12 protein-coding genes are annotated in these 19,009 nt (G+C 59.9%); 2 read left to right on the top strand and 10 right to left on the bottom strand.

Going from position 1 to position 19,009, the window contains the following annotated elements; all coding sequences use genetic code 11:
- Positions 1-435: 435 nt before the first annotated feature.
- Positions 436-1,860, bottom strand: coding sequence for an NAD(P)/FAD-dependent oxidoreductase (locus tag VJR68_RS16285; RefSeq protein ID WP_324149422.1), 1,425 nt, complete (start codon positions 1,858-1,860; stop codon positions 436-438).
- A 378-nt stretch (positions 1,861-2,238) separates the two neighbouring features.
- On the opposite strand from VJR68_RS16285, the gene VJR68_RS16280 reads away from it, so the two are divergent.
- The gene (locus tag VJR68_RS16280) at positions 2,239-3,393 is read left to right on the top strand and encodes an acyltransferase (protein WP_324149421.1); all 1,155 of its coding nucleotides are present in this window, start codon (positions 2,239-2,241) and stop codon (positions 3,391-3,393) included.
- A 367-nt stretch (positions 3,394-3,760) separates the two neighbouring features.
- On the opposite strand, the gene VJR68_RS16275 is transcribed toward VJR68_RS16280, so the two are convergent.
- The 8 genes from VJR68_RS16275 to VJR68_RS16240 all read right to left on the bottom strand — a co-directional run bounded on the left by VJR68_RS16275 (position 3,761) and on the right by VJR68_RS16240 (position 18,014).
- Complete coding sequence (locus VJR68_RS16275) at positions 3,761-5,170, bottom strand: 6-phospho-beta-glucosidase (RefSeq protein ID WP_414647805.1); 1,410 nt, start codon at positions 5,168-5,170, stop codon at positions 3,761-3,763.
- The gene (locus VJR68_RS16270) at positions 5,160-6,089 is read right to left on the bottom strand and encodes a carbohydrate kinase family protein (protein WP_324149417.1); all 930 of its coding nucleotides are present in this window, start codon (positions 6,087-6,089) and stop codon (positions 5,160-5,162) included. The genes VJR68_RS16275 and VJR68_RS16270 overlap by 11 nt, the downstream gene beginning before the upstream one ends.
- Positions 6,086-7,399: an APC family permease gene (locus tag VJR68_RS16265; protein ID WP_324149426.1), complete on the bottom strand. Its 1,314-nt coding sequence runs from the start codon at positions 7,397-7,399 to the stop codon at positions 6,086-6,088. The genes VJR68_RS16270 and VJR68_RS16265 overlap by 4 nt, the downstream gene beginning before the upstream one ends.
- 104 nt (positions 7,400-7,503) lie before the next feature.
- Positions 7,504-9,366 carry a beta-galactosidase gene (locus tag VJR68_RS16260; RefSeq protein WP_324149415.1) on the bottom strand — a complete coding sequence of 621 codons (1,863 nt, stop codon included), beginning with the start codon at positions 9,364-9,366 and terminating at the stop codon, positions 7,504-7,506.
- A 376-nt stretch (positions 9,367-9,742) separates the two neighbouring features.
- Positions 9,743-12,718: a TonB-dependent receptor gene (locus VJR68_RS16255; protein ID WP_414647804.1), complete on the bottom strand. Its 2,976-nt coding sequence runs from the start codon at positions 12,716-12,718 to the stop codon at positions 9,743-9,745.
- A 756-nt stretch (positions 12,719-13,474) separates the two neighbouring features.
- Positions 13,475-14,824, bottom strand: coding sequence for a cytochrome-c peroxidase (locus VJR68_RS16250; RefSeq protein WP_324149412.1), 1,350 nt, complete (start codon positions 14,822-14,824; stop codon positions 13,475-13,477).
- Positions 14,825-15,066: 242 nt separating this feature from the next.
- Positions 15,067-16,803 carry an alkaline phosphatase family protein gene (locus VJR68_RS16245; RefSeq protein ID WP_324149410.1) on the bottom strand — a complete coding sequence of 579 codons (1,737 nt, stop codon included), beginning with the start codon at positions 16,801-16,803 and terminating at the stop codon, positions 15,067-15,069.
- A gap of 254 nt (positions 16,804-17,057) precedes the next feature.
- Positions 17,058-18,014, bottom strand: coding sequence for a LysR family transcriptional regulator (locus tag VJR68_RS16240; RefSeq protein WP_324149408.1), 957 nt, complete (start codon positions 18,012-18,014; stop codon positions 17,058-17,060).
- 88 nt (positions 18,015-18,102) lie between these two features.
- Between VJR68_RS16240 and VJR68_RS16235 the strand changes: the two genes are divergently transcribed.
- On the top strand, positions 18,103-18,522 hold the full coding sequence (locus VJR68_RS16235; protein ID WP_324149406.1) for a hypothetical protein: 420 nt from the start codon (positions 18,103-18,105) through the stop codon (positions 18,520-18,522).
- A 302-nt stretch (positions 18,523-18,824) separates the two neighbouring features.
- On the opposite strand, the gene VJR68_RS16230 is transcribed toward VJR68_RS16235, so the two are convergent.
- Positions 18,825-19,009, bottom strand: a 185-nt coding sequence (locus VJR68_RS16230; protein ID WP_324149404.1) for a hypothetical protein, incomplete at its 5' end; no start/stop codon positions are given.

The following is a 19,009-nucleotide window of genomic DNA, read 5'->3' as shown; positions in this document are numbered from 1 at the left end:
CTCAGCCTCGCGCTCGCAGCTAGCTTGCCGCGCTGTCCATGTTGCGGACGAGCACCCGTTCAGAACACCTCGTGAATTTATGACACAGTAAGACTAGGGATGCTCTGATCTATTCCATGTACCCGTCACCGCACGGTATGCGCGCCTCGCTTCGCCCCGACGGTGAAGGCATACTGGTTGTATGTCGAGACGGCGGGGCGAAGCGAGGCACGCATACAGTGTGGCCCCAACGCATTGAATACAAAGACGGGGTGACGTCCAGAAGGCCCGCAGGCTGCGCCGCGCGGCTTGAACAGATGGCCAGTCTGCCCTGCGCCACGCAACACACCCTGCGGGCCTTCTGGACGTCATGCCGGGTGCATGGAATAGATCAGAGCATCCCTAGAGTGCATATCCATCGAACTGGGTGACATAAGCCCTTGCCTGTCCAGGCAGCTAAGCCTCAAAGAAGGCAAAACGCGACAACGCCGCCGCATGCATCGGATGAATAGCTGGATCTTCCACGCTTTGTAACGGTGGAAGGGCCTGTTGCAGCGACGCTATTGCAACGTTCTGCGGCACATCGCCGGGGCGGCCAAAGTCGCGAAGAAGTTGCTCGATCACTTCGTTTTGCGCGCGACCGCGTGCATAGGCGTACGCATACGGCAATGCCGTAAAGGTGACCATGCGATAGCGCGACATGAAGTACTCGGGCGCCCATTGCGTCAACAGCGCTTCAAGTTCGAGCTTGGCAAGGTAATGCGGGTCGGCGACCGAGTCGCGCATTTCGACGTAGTTCTCCAATGTCATCGCCGCGATCGCATCCGCATTCGGCTTGCGGACCTGCTGGAACTGCGCGAACGCGCCGGCTGTATCGCGGCCGCAGCCGGCCAACAGATCGGCCAGCGCCACGGCATCCTGGAAGCCGCAATTCATGCCTTGGCCATGAAATGGCGCGATGGCATGCGCGGCATCGCCGACGAGCACGGCACGTCCATCGATGTGCCAGCGGTCGAGATACAGCGTGGCGAGCTTGCCGACAGGATGGCCATCGAAGTCATCGGCGAAGCATGGCATCAGCGGAAACAGTTCGGGGAATTCGCGGGCAAAAAAGGCGCTCGCCGTAGCAGCGTCGCGCAGCGTGTCGAAACTGGGATAGGTCCCGTGCAATGGCAGAAACAGCGTGACGTTGAAGCTGCCGTTGATGTTCGGCGTGGCAATGGACATATAGCCGCCGCGCGGCCAGATATGCAGGGCATTGGGTTCGATCGCAAAGCGGTTTCTACCGGTGGCGGGTGGAATCTCCAGTTCCTTGTAGCCATGGCCGAGCGGTTCAACCCGAATGCCGAGCGGTTGATAAAGATCCATCGCAGCGCGCAGGGCCGAGCCGGCGCCATCGGCACCGATCAGCAAGCCGGCTTCGCATTCTCGCGGTACATCCTCGCGGTCCATCAGCGACAGGCTGCGCGTATCCATATCGGTAGACACCAGCGTCTGGCCGAAGTGGAACGTAGCACCAGCTTCTTCGGCGGCATCCACCAGCAGTGCATTGAGGCCGCTGCGCGAAATGGACCAGATCACTTCGCTGTCGTCCAGACCATAGCGCTGCAGGCTGCCGGTGCCATCGCGCCCATGCACCATGCGTCCGCGCATCATCACTGACATCCGCAGCGCGCGTTGCGCCAGCCCTGCCGTCCGCAAGGCCTGCCATCCACGCTCGGCAATGGCCAAGTTGATCGCGCGGCCACGCGCGAAGTTGAGTCGCCGCGGATCGGAGCGTTTTTCAAAAACCGTGACGGAAAAACCGTGCGTGGCCAGAAGTTGTGCGAGCAGTGCGCCCACCAGGCCACCACCGATTAGTGTCACTGCTTGCCGGGCCATCTCGATTCCTTGGAGGAGTGGTTCGAAAAAACGTGCGAGTTTGGCGGCGGAGAATTTCAGCGCGCAGATCAAGAGGGGATGAAGGCGTTGTCGCGAATCGCTCAGCGACGCGTGACGTGTCTGTGAACATCACGACAACATCACGTCGTAGAAGTGTTGCAGAGAGAGCTAACGGGCTGAAATTTAGATCGAAACAATCGTTGCGGAATTTTTATGGAAAAACATACGCAACGTGGACGTTGGCTAATCAACGCTGAAGGCGGTTCGGGCCATATGTAGCTGGGATGACACCCCAGCATGAGGCAGTCCGGAAAAGCGTTGGGATTTTCATCCCAGCCTGCATGGCAACCAAACCATCAAAAACGCGCACTCACGCGCGTGGATACCCATGAGAAAAAGCTGGCCTGGCTGCAGGCGCTGCGGGGCATGGCGGCCTTTATGGTCGTGATGGTCCATGACCGCGGTGCACTCATGGGCAGCGCGGCAGGGACGGTGATTGCCAATCACCTGCTGTTGCCCATGGCGATGGGCGTGGATCTGTTCTTCATCATCAGCGGCTTTTTGATGGTGCTGACCACGCGCAATTTCGACGGCACGCCGGCGTATGCATGGCGCTTCGCAGCCAAGCGTGTGGCGCGCATCTGGCCGTTGTTCGCCATCGTGAGCGTGGTGGCCTTGGCGGTGGAGCATCATGGCTTGCGCGGGTTTCGCGATCCATCCGTGCTGTTGCCTTATCTGGAAGGCCTGATCTTCGTGCCGCACAACCCGGCCGCGTCGGGTATCTATTTTCAGATGGCGGTAGGCGTGGCATGGACGCTGTGCTTCGAGTGCTACTTCTATCTCGTGTTTGCGGCCTGCATGGTGCTGGGGCGGTGGCGTTACGCCGGCATGGCAGCGTGGTTTGCCTTGACGCTACTGGCGATACCGTTGTTCCGTGGCGGCTATAACCTGGGCGTCGCATCGCAGCCGCTGGTGATGTGGTCGCGCTATGCGAATCTGGCGATCAATCCGATCGTCTGGGATTTCGTATTCGGCATGCTGGCGGCATGGTTGTATGTTTCCGGCATCGTGTGCAGGCGCGTGGTGGTCGTGTGCACGATCACATGCGTCTTGCTTGTCGCGCTGCTTGCAGGCTGGCATCGCCTTGGCATGGTGAATTTCTTCGGGCCGCGCGGGTGGGGAGCACCGCTGGCGATTGCGTTGCTTGGCCTGGTGATGCTGGTCAAGGTCGTTCGTATCGCCGTGCCGGTGTGGTCGGTCTGGCTGGGCGAGATATCCTATTCGCTTTATCTCGTGCACGTGTATGTGTTTGAAGCGATGCAGCGCATCGTGGCCCATGCGCCGTTGACGCCGAGCGCGGCGAACTATGTATTGTTCCTCGCGCGTCCGCTCGCCGCCGTGCTATGCGCGTGGGCGACGTTTGTGTGGATCGAGCGGCCGGCTTGCGCGTGGATGCGCAAGGCTTTGCTTGGCATCCGCATGCCGGTTGCATGGCCGCGGCTGCCGCTGGGATTTCATCGCAGGTTGGATTAGCGCAGCCTAACCCAACGAATCGCTTCGAATATGTTGGGTTACCCCGGATCAAGTCCTGTCTCTTGATCACGAATCCGACGTGGCTATAGAGCCCAGCCTTGCGATGATCGCTCCCTCCCCTGCGGCAGTAGGGGAGGGCGGGGTGGGGTTGCTTGGGCTTTAGCGTACGGCTGAATTTCCCCAGAAAATGGCTCGAAGCGATGTTCGGCTGCCGCCGCGCGCTTCGCTCGCACCCCACCCCTGCAAGCAGGGGAGGGAGCCGGTCTGTGGCGTTTTTGCAGCTATCGAGCATGATCAGCAAGCGGAACAAGATGTGATCAAGAGACAGGGATCAAGTCCAAGGCAATCCAACCTACGGCTGCGAAGCTTATCCGCGCAAATGGCCGTGCATGTGACCTTGGCAAAGGCACTCGCCATCCGCATCGGCGGTATCGAACATGTTGCGCAACAACGCTTCACTGGGGCTCCATTCGCCAATGGCCGGATGGATCAGTAACGCCTTGCGTGCCGTCAGCCTTGTGTTGTTCAACGCGGCATCGATTGCAGCGCGTTCATAAGCCTTCACCGCGTGCACCAGCCCGCGTACTTCATCGGGTAACGGTGCAATCGGCTCGGGAACAATCGAGTCAAGACTGATGCGCGCTGCCGTCTCCACGATATCGCCATCCGGCAGGTCCGGCAGTGCGCCGCGATTGCGCGTGTTGACCACGATGGTGGCAGGCTTGGCGCCAGTCAGCGCGCTCATCACGTCGATGGCGATGCGGTGATAGCCGGTAGCCACACGGAACGGATCGACCTGCAGGCTGACGTCGGGATCGAACGCCGAGCCGCCTTCCGCTTCCAGTTTCATGTACGAGCCGGAACGCTGGTTGAGATAGGCCGCATAGGTCGCCACGGCGCCATCGCCATCGCCGGCCATCAGGCGGCTTTTCAAGGTGTCGATCAATACCTGGTTCAACTGCTGGATTTCCGCGCCGCGGCTGCCGCCTTGCTGCAACTGGTTGTGCAGGGCGCGCCGGCGTTCGTAATAGAAGAACAGGTATTCGGTGGGAATAAGCCGCAGCGAGCGGATCATGTTGAAGTCGAACAGCGGCGCGAGGTAAAGCTGGCGCAGCAGTTCGTCGCTGCCGAGCAAGGTATCCATCACATCCCGGCCGCGCACGCGCACGCCGCGCACCCAGCCCAGGTGGTTGAGGCCGACGTAATCGCATTGCACGTCGCTCCACGGTTCGCCCAATGCCTTGGCGATATTGTGGAAAAGCTCGGTCGGCGTATCGCAGATACCGACCATCTTGACGTTGCTATGGCTGGTCACGGCCTGGGTGATAAGGCCGGCGGGATTGGTGAAATTCACCAGCCACGCATCCGGGCTCAAACGCTCCACCAAGCGCGCTTGTTCGAGTGCGGCAGGCACCGTGCGCAAGGCCATGGCGGCACCGGCCGGCCCGGTGGTTTCCTGCCCCGGATAGCCGTGCTCGATCGATGCGCGCTCATCCGCGGCGCGTCCGGCAATACCGCCGACACGAATGCTGTTGAGCACGAAATGCGCGCCGTCGATGGCATCCTCCGCCGACGTCGCTGCACGCAAACGCAACGAGCCGCCGGATTTGGCCACGATCGCCTTGCCCAGTTCCACCATCACCGCCAGGCGTTCCTGGTCGGGGTCGTACAGCACCATTTCCGCGGCGCCCAAGGCTTCTGTCGCTTCATCGACACCGAAGATCACCAGCGGGGCGCGCACACCGCCGCCACCGATCAGGGCGATCTTACGTTCCATAGGTTTGCTCATAGATACTCCGTAACGAAAGAGAATCGGGTAGTCCTTCCAGCGCACCGATCCGCGTCGTGCACAAGGCGCCGCAAATGCACGCGCGCCGCAGGCAGTCTTCGGTCGATTCGCCACTCAATACGCCGTCGATAAAACCGGCATCGAACGCATCGCCGGCGCCGGTCATGTCGATTGCTTCCACACGCGGCGGCGCGACGCGCAGCAGCTCGCCGTTGATCACGGCCGCGGCGCCCGCAGCACCCAGCTTGATGACGCCATGCTGGATCGCCATGGACGAGGCCCAATCGCGGAATGCTTCCGCACTGTCGTCGCCGGTCAGCAAGTGGGCTTCAGTCTGGTTCGGGAAAAAATAATCCACCGCGCGGCAGGTCCATGGGTTGGCCGGATCACGCAACCAGTCCGGGCTGTAGCCGACATCCAGCGAGGTAGTGCAGCCGGCTTTGCGTAGCAGCGGAAACAGGCGTTTGGCCACATCCGCGGCGAGCGGCATGGCGAAATGCACGTGGCGGGCGGCGATCAATTCGGCGCGCAGGTTGACGTCATCCAGCATGTCCGCCAGGCGGCGATTGGCGCCGAGATACGTATAGAACGAGCGGTCTTCCCGGGTGGAAACGCTTACCGTGACACCGGTGCCGAGTGGATCGCTGCGCAAACCGTCCGCCGAGAGACCAAACCCTTGCAAGCGTGTTTCGAACCAGCTGCGATCGGCTTCGCCAATCAAGCCGACCAGTCGCACGCGATGTTGCAGGCGCGCCAGCGCACAGGCGGTGTTGACCGCGCCGCCGCCCAGCTCGCGCAAGTAATGCTCGGCGTGGACTTCTTCGCCCGGCGCCGGCCAGCGCTGAAAACCGCTGAAGACGTGATCCGCATAAATCTCGCCCACCACGACGACATCCCAACGTTTCATGGGCTCTGAAAAGGCCATGCCTTCTTTCTCCATGCGTCGATCACATAAATCAGCGTGCCGCCCACCATCGTCGCGATGCCGGCAAGGATGTGCCGCCCGGGACTGGTGCACACGATGTAGAGCCAGCCGATCACGCTGACTACCACTGGCAAGGGATACAGCGGCATGCGGAATGTGTCGGCATGCTCGCGTCCGCGCCGGCGCAGCAGCACGATCGCCAGGCATTGCGCCATGTACTGGAACATGATCTGGATCACCATCAAGGCGGCGATCAAGTTGTCCAGCGACAACGTGCAGGCCAGTGCTGAGGCGGCACCGGTGAACAACAGCGACACGGTCGGAAACTGCCCGCGTGGATGCAGTCGCGCAAACATGCGGAAAAACTGGCCGGACGCGGCCGCGGCATACGGCACGCGCGAGTAGCCGAGCAACACCACCAGCGCCGAACCCCACGTTGCCAGCAGGATCAGCAGCACCGCCGTAATGCCGCCGGTCCTGCCGTAGATCGATTGCATGAAATCCGCAACGACTGCCTTCGAGTGCGCAGCTTCCTGCCATGGCAGCACGCCGAGCACGGCGATATTCAAGCCCATGTAGAGCAGGGCGACGATCGGAATCGACGTCAAGACGGCAAGTGGAATCGTGCGGCGCGGCCGCTTGATCTCGCCACCCAGCATGCACACGTTGTTGTAGCCGCCGTAGTCGTACACCGCGATCAGGCTGACGGCGCCGAGGCCGAGCCAGAAACCATGCTTGGAGTCGCCGCCGGCATGCAGGAATTGCGCAGCCAGGCGCGTATCGAAATGCAGCAAGCCGCTCGCGACGATCCACACGCACGCACCGATCACCATCACGCTCACCAGCAACGACAGGCGCTGCACCGAATCGACACGCCGATACAGCAAGGCAGTGTTGGCCAGGCATAGCACGACCGCCGCGGCGATCTGCCCTTGATGGCCCAGGCCCGGAATCAGGAAGGCGAGATATTGCGCAAAACCCACTGCCGCCGAACCGATCGACAACGGCGCGGTAAGCACGGTCTGCCACAGGTAAAGAAAACCAAATAGACGTCCAAGCCCTTCGCTGCCATACGCCGTGCGCAGGTAGTGATACGGGCCGCCGGATTCGGGAATGGTCGAGCCCAGCTCGGCCCAGACCAGGCCATCGCACAGGCACAGCAGGGCGCCGGCCAACCAACCCACCAGCACCATCGGCCCGGCGAGCGCGGAGAGCGCCAATGGAATAGTGATGAACGGCCCCACGCCGATCATGTTCAAGAGATTGGCCGAAAGGCCGCCCCAAAAACCCATGACACGCGGCGGATTTGCGCTTGCTTCGGCGGACGCGATCAGCGCTTCGCCTTGATCATTGACATGGGCCACGTCGGCTCCGCTCACTTGCCTGGATACATGCATCATGCCGCGCCCACCAGGTTGTCTGCACAACGTATCGGAGCCGCCGTGGTCTGGTGCAGATCCAGAATCACCAGGCGGTTATCGCCATCGGTCAGCCATTCACTCGGGCAATACAGGCATTGTTGCGGGCCGATATGCCAGTAGCGCCCCAACAGATGGCCGTTGACCCACACGTAGCCTTTGGTCCAGGCACGCATATCCAGATAAACGTCCCCGTGTTTTTGCAGAGCAACCGTCGCCTGGAAGAGCTGGCCCGGTCGATCGGGATATGTCATCACCGGTTTCAGGTTGGCGATAAAAGTGTCGTCCAACGGAAGGCCAAACACCTGCCAGTCGTACAGCGGCTTGCCATCGAGCTGCACGTGGCCGACCAAGCCTTTGCGGTCGCCCAGCTGCGGACCGAAGTTGATGTGCCCGAAACTGTCGACAAGGATGTCCAACGCCATCTCGCCATCGTGGTTGTCGTGCGCAAGGTGCAGATCGGGCGAAGAATGAAGCCGCGCATCGTGCACGCGCGAAATACTGCCACGCTCGCGCCGATCGATATGCACCACGGCATAGTCGCGCACGCCATCGATGTGCAAATGCCGGCCGCGCTTGACGGTCTTGTGATACACCACCAGACCCTGGTTTTGCCGCAACAATTGTTCGTTGCTGGCGGGTGTATGCGTTGGCGCCGGTGCGGTGGGGAGGTTGTCCCAAAGCGATGCAAACGGCGTGGGCAATACGTCGGCGAAAGCGCCGCGCGGGCAGGGTGGCGGTATTGCGTTCGCACTGCCAAGAATGTCGCGCAGCACGTGATAGGCCGGCGTAGGATCGCCACGTTCGTCGATCGGTGCCCCGTAGTCGTAGCTGGTGATCACCGGCTGGAAATTGGAGCCGTCGTCATCCGCGTTGGCGCCGGCGGTCAGGCCGAAGTTGGTGCCGCCATGCACGACATACAGATTGAAGGAGTACCCGCCGGCCATGATCTTGCGCAGCGCATCAGCGCAATCCTTGTGTGCCAGTTCGTGCTCACCCCAATGCGTAAGCCAGCCAGGATAGGTCTCGCCCACCCACACGGGTGCATGCGGCGCAAAGTGCACCCCTTCGCGCAATTGCAGCGGTTCCGCGCCGTCCAGACCCAATGCGGCGCCGGGCAGATAAGCGCGTCGACGCTTGAGGTCGGGCGACACATCGCAAATCGAAAATGGTCCATCAATGCCGTGCACTCGCCATAGATCGCTGATGGCTTCCAGATAACCGACGTCGGCAGCGAACGAGGAATATTCGTTTTCGACTTGCAACATCAGGATCGGTCCGCCGGCATCGGCCATCAGCGGCGCGATCTTCGGCGCGATGGCGGCGATATAGCGTTGGACGGCGGCCATGTAATCCGGATCATGCCGGTCACGCAGCTTGATGTTCTTGTCGCGTAGCAAATAAGGCGGCAATCCACCCATGTCCCACTCGCCGCATATATACGGGCCAGGGCGCAGATACACCCACATGCCTTCTTGCTGGCAGAGCTGGATGAAATGCACGAAATCGCGGTTCTCCGAGGTGAAATCGAACACACCCGGTTCGCGTTCCAAATGATTCCACATGAGGTACAGCGCGATGGTATTGAGGCCCATCGCCTTGGCCATCTGGATGCGGTGTTGCCAATGCGATTTGGGAATGCGCGCGGGATGCATCTCGCCGCTGCGGATCTGGACGCGCTTGCCGTCCAGCATGAAATCGTGGTCTTGCAGGGTGAAGCGGTGCGGCTTGCCGTCGGGCAGTGGCGTTGCGATGCCGTGCACGCTGTTCGCAGCGAGGATGCGGCGGTCCATGGCCAAGGTGGATAACAGAGCGAAGCTGAGGAATTGGCGGCGTTTCATGCGCAGCGAACCCCTCGTAGGCTGGGATGAAATCGTAGGCTGGGATGAAATCCCTGCACTGCCATGCTCAAGCATGCTGGGATTTCACCCCAGCCTACGGGCTCGCTCTCGTCATTCCAGCGAAAGCTGGAATCCAGTGCCTTTCGGCCCCCAAGTCGCTGGATTCCAGCTTTCGCTGGAATGACGGTCGTTAGGTTTTCGACGGTACATGTGCATACGGGTTTCGGCAGGGAAATCGAAATGAATGGCAACTCCGTTTCAGAGCGAATCGTCATTCCGGCCTTCGCCGGAATGACATCTCGCATCGACCCAACCCTTCCCTGCCAAGCAGGGGAGGGCGCCACGTCGCGTTCTTGGAGATCCGACGCCAATCGCATCAGAAGTTGTACTTCACCGTCAACAATGACGTCATCCCGGTATCGACAATGTCGGAGATGACCAGGCTCTGCCGCCCGATGTGCGCCCAATAGCTATAGTTCTTCGCCAGGTTGGAGATCGAAAAATCCACCTGTAAGCCATTGTTGAACGCATAGCCCGCATGCAGGTCAAGACGCTTGATCGGCCGGATCCACAAGTCGTCCCACGGTGCGCCCTCATTCAATTGGTCGTAGTTCGCCAGCCACGCGCTGGTGTAGTGATAGCTCAGGTTGAGCGAGAAGCCGTTCTTTTCGTAGAACACTTCCGCGTTCGCCATGAACTTCGGCGCGCTTTGCATTTCTTCGTTCTGGAAACCGGGCACACCCAGGTTCACCTTGGTGTTCTGGCGGGTGGCGTTGAAGCTGACGCCCAAGCCGTCGAAGGGTTCAGGCAGGAACTTGAACTTCTGGTGGGTATCCAGCTCGATGCCATACACGCGGCCATTGCCGCCGTTTTCCGGCGTCTTGTAGAACACTGTGCCTGCGCCATTGGTGTTGGAGTTGGCCTGTCCGCCGCCGGCATCGTAGATGTAGTGGCTCAGATGTTTGTAGAAGCCGGCCACCGATGCATAGCCGCCATTGTCGTTGCTCCACTGGCCGGAGAAATCGAGATTGGTCGCCTCGATTGCCTTCAGGTTGGGATTGCCGCGCGTGATGGTAGTGACGCCCTGCGACACGCTTACCGACGAGCTGCTGCCCAATTGATAGAGGGAAGGGCGCGTGTAGCTTTGCCACAAGCCGACGCGATACACGCTGCCGTCGGTAGGGCGGTAATTGAGGAACACGCTGGGCAGCGGTTCGTTGAAGACCGAGTGATTGGTCTGGAAATAACCGAGTGTTTCGTTGCCCGAACTGTCCTGCGGCACCACCCAGTAAGTGTTCTGGATGCCGGTGTGCTCGAAACGCAAGCCTGGGATGATTTCCAGGTTGCCGATATTGAACGTGGCCTTGCCATAGATGGCGCTGACCGCTTCCCTGCCGCGCAAGGTGTCGCAGTTGTAGTTGTTGGCGTAAAGGCTGTCGCCGCAGGTATCCAGGTCGCTGGACACCAGGTATTGCTGGATCAGGTTGCTGACCGCCGATTCGCTGACCTTGGGCGATTTCCAGTTGTATTGGCCGGGAAAGATCGAATTGTAAGTACCGTTGAAGATGCCCAGATCGCCCAGCGTGGTGACGCCATCGTTGATGCCCGCGGTCGACCAGTCGCGATTGGTGTAATTGCGCACGCTTTCAGTGAACTTGGCGCCGAACTGGATCGAGGACAGGCTGCCGTTGGCGAAGTCGTAGCGGAAATCGACTTTCGCGCCGCCCTTGCGTTGGCCGGAATAGATCTTGGTGAGTTCGCCATCATCGTTGGCGTACAGGCCAGGAATGTTGTTGACCTGCGCCAGCAGTGCGGGCGTCAGCTGCGGATAGGGGAAGCTGCCGTTGCCATAGCCCATGAGCGTGCTGCCACTATAGGCAAAGTTGGTTTGCGAATACTTGTCTTCGCGGCCGTCGATTTCCACGTGGTCGGGACGATCGTTGTCACCGAAGCTGTAGAACACATTCGGTGAAATCGTCCAGCCGCCAACGGTCTTGTCGCCACCTGCCTGGAAGGTGGCAAGGTCGGCGATTTCCGGGTTGGTTTCGTACCAGTAGCGGCTGGCGATGCGGCCGATATTCGGCGTGTAGACGTTGCTGGTGCCAACCTGGTTGTAGGTGATGTTGCGGGGAATCAGCTGCGTGAACGAGGTGTCTTCCGTGGTCTGCGCGTACGCATAGGTCATGCGCAGATAGGTGCTGAGCGTTTCGTCGACTTTCCAGTCGAACGAGAAATTGCCGCCGTAGCGGCGCTCATAGCCGGGCACCACGCCGACGTTCATGCCGGTGCTGCTCAGGTTCTTGGAAGGGTCGAAGCCAGGGGCGTTGTTGCCGTTGGCATCGGTGTGCGCGAATTGCCAGGAGCCATCGTTATAGGCGCTGGTGGCCGCGGCCTCTTCGCTGTTCACGTAAGTGCGGTAGTCGTAATACGCACTGGCATATACGCCGAACTGCTTCGCGCTGCCGAATTTGGTCTGGAAATCGCCGGCAAAACCGCCGCCCAGTCCGCTGTTCCCGTAATCGCGCGCGCGGCTTTCCGAACGGCCACTCACCGATACGCTGCCGCTCATGTCCTTGGCGAAGTCGTACGCCGACGGTGTGCGGAAATCTACGGTGCCGCCGATCGCATCGCCGTCCATATCTGCGGTGGAGGTTTTGTTCATAACGATGGTCTGCAAGCCGGAAGGCGGCAGCAGACTCAACTGCACGCTGCGGCTGTACGGCATGCCTTGCGCGACGTCGACACCGTTGATCAGGTTAACGTCGTAATCGGCCGGCAAGCCGCGCACTGTCGCGTAGACGCCTTCACCGCGCGCTGCGCCGTCGATGCCGGAGAAATAGCCCGAACCGGTATTGGTCACATTGACGCCGGGAATCAGGCCGAGCGCTTCGGCCACGTTGTGTACGGCGGTGTGCTGCAGGCTTGCCGCCGACAGCACATTGGTGGTGTTGGGCGCATCCATCTGCATGGTGGAGGCGTCGTAGCGGTTGGCCGCCACGATCAGACCCTTGAGTTCAGCCACTTTCTTCAGGCTGATATTGACCGTGGCAGGCCCCGTGTTGCCGACAGTCAACGCGGAATGTGTGGTGGCGAAACCCGTTTGCGAAACAGAAACGGTATAGCTGCCTGCCGGTACGTCTGCAAAAACAAAATTGCCGTCTTTATCCGCCGTGGCCGTGTAGGCAGTGCCGTCCAGCGACACCTTGGCGTTGGCAACCGGCTGCCCTGAGTTTTCTTGTTGTAGATGACCACGTACTTCGGTCGCCAAAGCGGTGGTTGTTGCAAACACGGCAACAAAACCGATCGCGATGGCCACCGCTAAATTCTTACGCTTTAAACCAGCCGTTTTCATTCGGGTTCTCCGATTCAAGGATACGACCGTCCGACGGGCTCTCCCCCCGCAGTAGTTCGGTCTTCTTCATGGATGCGACACGACATTCACGGCCTGCGGTGCAAGCCATGCGCACGCGCCGGATGCGATCGAGCAAGCTCGATCAACAAGCCGGAAGGCGTGTTGTCAGGTCGATATAAGGGTTTTAGACGGCCAATACCGGCGGCGAATAGCCGGCAATGCATTTGCCGCGGGCGCGCAGCGCGCTTTTCCTGGCTTGATCACGCACGGAAATCGATTTGCACTGTCCCTTTGCGGCACAGGCACGGGCGACCACTGCCCAAACGCAGCTCGGCGAATTTTCAGCGAGGGAACAGCGGTTCATGTAAATACCGTTCCTACCAAACCCTATGAGCAACAGTGGTCCAAGACGAAGGAGGCCAGACCTCCATGGCGACGTGTCCTCTTTTTTCCCCTTAGAAGAACATCGTCAGTCCATCTACTACAACCAACCTAATCGTCCGCATAGGCAGTAAGGTTTTACCCTTTGGTTGTAGTGCAAGTCAACAAGTTTCGCAGGGAAAAAGGCAGGTTTTCGGTGAAATCGTTTTTGAAGCGTTTGTGTCGCAGTGCAATATCGGGTTGCACGAAACGCATCTGTTTGCGGCGCGTTGGGCAACTTGTCCCGAATGGCCAATGTGTGCATTCGTTTGGTCGCTGATGACACGCGGCCTCGTTGTGCATCGTGATGAGTAAGGCGATGTTGACCCGCACGGTTTATTTCGCGGTATGGCCATCATCCAACGCATGCAGGAACGCAATGATGTCCTGGATATCCTGCGCCGTCAGCGCAGGCGCATCGCCAAGATGCCGATCGAAAGGTGCGTCGGTGGTGTCGACGTTCTTCTGGTATGCAACAGGGATGTCGTCGTACAGCGCCGGCTTTCCATGCGCATCGCGCGGATAGATTTTCTCCGGCGCCACGCTGCGCAGGTTGTAGAAGTCCAGCACTTGCGTGAGGTTGCGGTAGACGCCGTTGTGGAAGAACACGGCGCGCCGGTCGACGTTGCGCAGGGTAGGGGTGAGGAACATGCCGCAGTATTGCGTCTGGCTGGCGAGGTCTTTGCGTAAGGGGCCGCACACGCCGAGGTCGAAGAATTCTGGGTTGTTGTTGGCGGCCAGCTCGGGATTGCGTGGCACGCCGAGTGCTTCGTATTGCGTATCGGTAAACAGCGGCGGCAGGCCGTCGCGGGTTGGCTGGCTGAGATGGCAGGCGGCGCAGTTGCCTTTGTTCGGATCGTTGAACAACGCCAGGCCGCGCATTTCCTGCGGCGTCAGCCGAGCGTGGCCTTGCAGCCATGCGTCGTACTTGCTGGTGAAGGGGTGAAAGGAGCTGTCTTCGATTTCGTAGCGGCCGATGGCGAACATCGCTTCGTCGACCAGTTGCGGTGCGTCGTGCAGGATGCCGGGGCCGAACAGTTGTGCGAAGGATTGGCGATAGCGGCTGTTCGCCAATTTCCTGGCGACGTCCCCGATGCTGTTGTTCGCCATTTCCACCGGATTGAGGATGGGAAGGATGGCTTGGCGTTGCAACGAGTCGGCGCGACCGTCCCAGAACAATCCGCCTTGCGGCACCATTGGAATGGTGGCCGGTGCAGTACCGGCGGATTTGTTGGCGCGTGGATCGTTGCGAGTGGAAGCGGCTACGGTATTGAGATTGACCGGCACGTCGGTGTCGCCGGCATCCGGCCCAATACTGAAAGGCATCTGCCGATACAAATAGGCCAATGATGGCGGCGGACGGAAACCGGCTTTTTTCATGTGCGCGCCGCCGGGTTGCACGGTCAGCGCATTGGGCGGGTTGTAGCTGTGCTTGGGGTCATGGCAGGAAGCGCAGGATTGCTTGCCGGAGCCGGAGAGCATGGGATCGAAGAACAGCGCTTTGCCCAGTTGCGCCACGGCGCTCAAGGGCGCGGTGGGCGGAAGCAGCAAATGCACGGGATGCGGATTGATGCCGCCGTTGTCAGCTTGCGTAGCTTGCTCGATAAAGGCGTAGCTGGTGGCGCAGCTCAATGCGCCAAGCGCGCATAGGGCAAGCTTGAACAAGTATTGGTGCTTGCTCTGCATAGATCTGTTCAATGCCGTGACGTTGTGTAGGTTGGGGTGAGGCAATGCCAAACCCCAATATGGCATGCGAATACCTGTCGTACAGAAAATTCCTCAAACGTCGTCGCCCCGGCGAACGCCGGGGTCCAGTGCCTTTGAGAAGCTAAAAGTCGCTGGGTCCCGGCTTTCGCCGGGACGACGAACTAAGAAGACAGCCTTCCATGGCAAGCAGGGGATCATTTCCGAGCAGCGTTACCTGGCCATCAAGAACGCCACGGCTTATGCACCACCGTGCCTTGATCCGGATCCAGGAACAAGCGCCGCGCATTTTCCTCATGCACTCGGCGATTGAAATCGAACAAGCTCATGATGCTGCCAGTGCTGGCGTCGTTCGAACCTTGGCCGATGCGTTCGCCATGCAGCCAGTTGTCTTCGATGAAACGCACCACCGAAGCCTGCGTGACGCGCACGTCGGAAACATAGTTCTCGCGTGCATACGGCGAAATCACCAGGAACGGAACGCGCGTGCCGGGGCCACAACGGCCATTGACCTTGCCGCCATTCACGCCTACGCCTTGCTTGGCACCCGGTGCGTTGCAGATGCCCGGGCCGTTGAGCTGGTCGGCGCCCACCACCGAGCCTTCCGGCGTGATGCTGTCGAAGGACGACGTCGTTGGTGACGCGTAGCGATGGTCATACCAGCCGTCGGAGTCGTCATAGGTGATAATGACGGCCGTGTTCTGCCAATCAGGTTGTTTCTGCAGGAAGTTCAGCAGCGTCACCACGAACGTCTGTTCGTCGAGCGGATCGGAATTGCCCGGATGCGCGTCGCCGACAGCCGGTGCCTTGATGTAGCTGACCGATGGGAAATTGCCGGCTTCCACGGACTTGTAGAAATCCTGCACGTCATACTCGTGGTGCACCGGCGTGGCGCCGCTGTCCTTGTCGTCGGCGTAGCCGATCTGGTTCACCGAAGTCGGGCGTGCATGCGTGGGGTTGGCGGTGCTGGCGTAATACTGGAACCAGTTGTGATGCGGTATGTAGTCGGTCTTGGTGCCGGCGAGCACGCTCGAGTAGGTGCTGCGGGCGCAGCCGGTGGTGCCGTTGGCGTTGGTGGCGGTGAGGTCGAAGCCGCCCATGAAGCCACCCCAGGTGATGTGGTGGGCATTGAGCAGGTCGCCGATGTTCTTCGAAGTCATCATGACCGTGCTGGAGGTCGATGAGCACATGTCATACGCCGGATCGGTGTCGCCGATCAGGCTCAGGCCACCCTGCCCATCGGGCACGGTCGAGGCCGAACCCAGCACCACCTTGGCGCCGTTGTTGGTGCCCGACACCACGGCGATCGCGCCCGGCGTCGACGGACCAAACGTATCGGTGTATGCATTGTCGTCCATGGCGAAGTGCTGCGCGTAATTCCACATCGCGGTGACGGTGTTGCCGTCGAAGTAGCCCATCACCAGCCCGTGCGTGCCGAACGCGCCGGTGCTGCTGACGGTGTTGTTGCCGGTGTACTTCGGAAAGAGATCGGCCTTGCCGTTGTCGTAGGCCAGCTGTTCCGGCGTGTAGCTGTGGTTCTGGCCTTCGGTGTTGGCCTGGGTGCGATCAAGGCGGAACGGGTTGACCGCATTGGCGCCATTGCCGGGGTTCAGCGCATTGGGGTTCTGCGATAGCAGGTCGGGGGTCAGGCCGTCGACTTGCGGCGTCCAGGGCTTGGCCTTGAAGGCGGGTTCGCCGGCCGGGTTGGCGGCCACCGGATAGGTGCCGAAGTAATGATCGAACGAGCGGTTCTCGCCGAAGATCACGATCAGATGCTTGATCGGCGTTGCTGTAGGCAGCGCATCCTGCGGCGAACGCCAGGAACCGGGCCACGGGAAATGTTGCGAGTAAGCCTGCGGGTTCGGCGACGAATCCACCTGGGCAGAGGCGGCAAACGCGATGCTCATGGCGGCGATCGATGCCGGCAACCATGCCTTGCGTAACGTGCGAAGACTGAACATGTAAAGACTCCTGATATAGGTACAACGACACAGGGCTGATATCAGACCAACTTCTGCGGATTCCCCCTTACTCCCATGCCGAAGGCCGCGGCCCTGGCACCGCGGGTATTGAACTACTTGGATATGAAGGTTCCGGGACAATCGCCGGTTCGGTTGCGTGGCCGTGGGCGATGGAGGGGGGATCGGCGCAAGAGGACCGTGGCAAGCGGCCGTCCGCCTGGCCGTTCGCTAGTTTTTACGATGGCGCGGCAAATCTAAGGATTCGGCGTCAGTCCTTCCACATGCCGCACGATGTCATTCTTGCGGACTTCATCAATCACGAATTCAACAAACGCCGATACGCGGCGCGGCAGATTCTTTCTTGCGGGGTAATAGATGCAAATATCGCTGCGCCGCGCCGACAGATGCACAAGCACCTGCTTCAATTTGCCGGACGCAATCAGCGGATAAGCGTGATGCGCGCCGATCAAGGTAATGCCGCAACCGGTGCTGGCCAGTTCGGCTTGGGCTTCGGTATCCGTAACGATCAATCGCGAACGCGGTTGAATAACGTGCTCTTTGCCTTGTTCGCGCAGCTTCCATGTTTCGACTCGACCGGTGGTGGGCGATCGAAACACGATCAGTTGATGCTGTTCCAGGTGCTCGAGCGACGCCACTTTGCCGTGGCGTTTGAGGTAGGCGGGCGATGCGCACAGGATAAGCGTCAGCGGCGCCAAGCGTCGCGCGATGATGCTGGATTCCGTTTCATGCTGTTGGCCGATCGCGCAATCGAAGCCTTCGGAAATAAGATCGACGTGCCGGTTCTCGAAATGCAGATCGAGCGTGATTTCAGGATAACGTTCCCGGAAGCGGACCAAGGAAGGAAGTATCACGGTGCGGCTGAAGGCAATCGGCAGTGAAATCTTGACGGTTCCCTTGGGCCGCCCTTCGTCGGAAGAGAGCGTGGCAATGGCGTCTTCGATCTGTTGCGCCGGTTGTTGTATCAGCGCGTACAGGCGATGCCCTTCCTCGGTGATCGACAAGTGGCGCGTGGTGCGCTGAAACAGGCGGCAACCAAGCGTGTCTTCGAGCGAACCGATCTGCTTGCTTACAGCGCCGGGAGTAATGCTCAGCACACGCGCGGCAGCGGAGAAATTGCCGAGCTCGTAAACGAGTGTAAATACCTTCAAGACCTTCAGCAGGTCGATGGCGTCATTGTGGGCGTTATTCATTTGTTCCTATGACTCACAACTGTTTCGCCGTTGGCCGAGATAGACGAAAGAAAGGGTCACGGTAAGAATTGGCCTGATGCCAGTATGGATGAAAATCCTGCCTTTCCGGGCGATATCGCGCCCATGCTGCTTTCGCCTGCAGGTGCAAGAACTTTCCTTGGGCAGCGCCGGTCCTTCCTATGCGTGGACAAACATAATCCGATGTAAGGAACCTCAATCGATGATGGCTGCCAACGATCATGATCTGGAGGCCTGGTTGCTTGCATTGCCGGCCTATCTGCTGGCGGTGGATGGCTTGGGTTCGATGGCCGGCGACGATATGAAAGAACGCTGCCGGCGCATTTTGACCTTGGCCTGTCGTATTGAACCTGACGCGACATGCATTCTGGATTGGTGGCACAACGATGCGTTGGTGGCGCTTGAGGGGCTTACGCCGAGGGAGGCGTTGGAGCGGGGGCAGGGTGAGCGGCTTGAGGAATATTTGAGTGGCATCCTTGCGGATGGGTGATTGCGTATTGGCTTATTGGGCTTATTGGGTGTGAAGTGGCTTCCGGGCAAAGGTTTTTTTGTTGTGGCGGGAATTGACCATGTGGTCGAGTTGGGGATTGCCTGCGGCGCTTTCGGTCCTAAAGGACCGAGTCACTTTTCTTTGCTGGCCCAAAGAAAAGTAACCCAAAGAAATGGCCTGAAAGGCTCTTGGCTCGGGAAGGTTACAAGCTCGAACGTTTATCGCCAGAGAGATGGATTGTCGCCACAGGTTCTACGTCCCCGCTATACCGCGACGCGCCGTGGCGCTGCGGCACAGATAAATCAAGGCAGGTCTGATGACATGCAACGCTGGAGTTCGGGCTGGATTTTTGGACTTGCCTCAGCGCTCCGGCGCGTTGCGGTATAGCGGAAATGTAGAACCTGAGGGTGTAAACCATCGATCTGGCCTTGAACGTTCAGGCTCGTAACCGGCATAGCGCCATGAGCTCTTGAGGCCATTTCTTTGG

The sequence above is a fragment of the Dyella sp. genome (genome assembly GCF_035277725.1).
Classification (GTDB): domain Bacteria; phylum Pseudomonadota; class Gammaproteobacteria; order Xanthomonadales; family Rhodanobacteraceae; genus Dyella_B.
The sequence above is the reverse complement of the archived record's forward strand: the minus strand, read 5'-3'. Positions and strand labels throughout refer to the sequence as shown.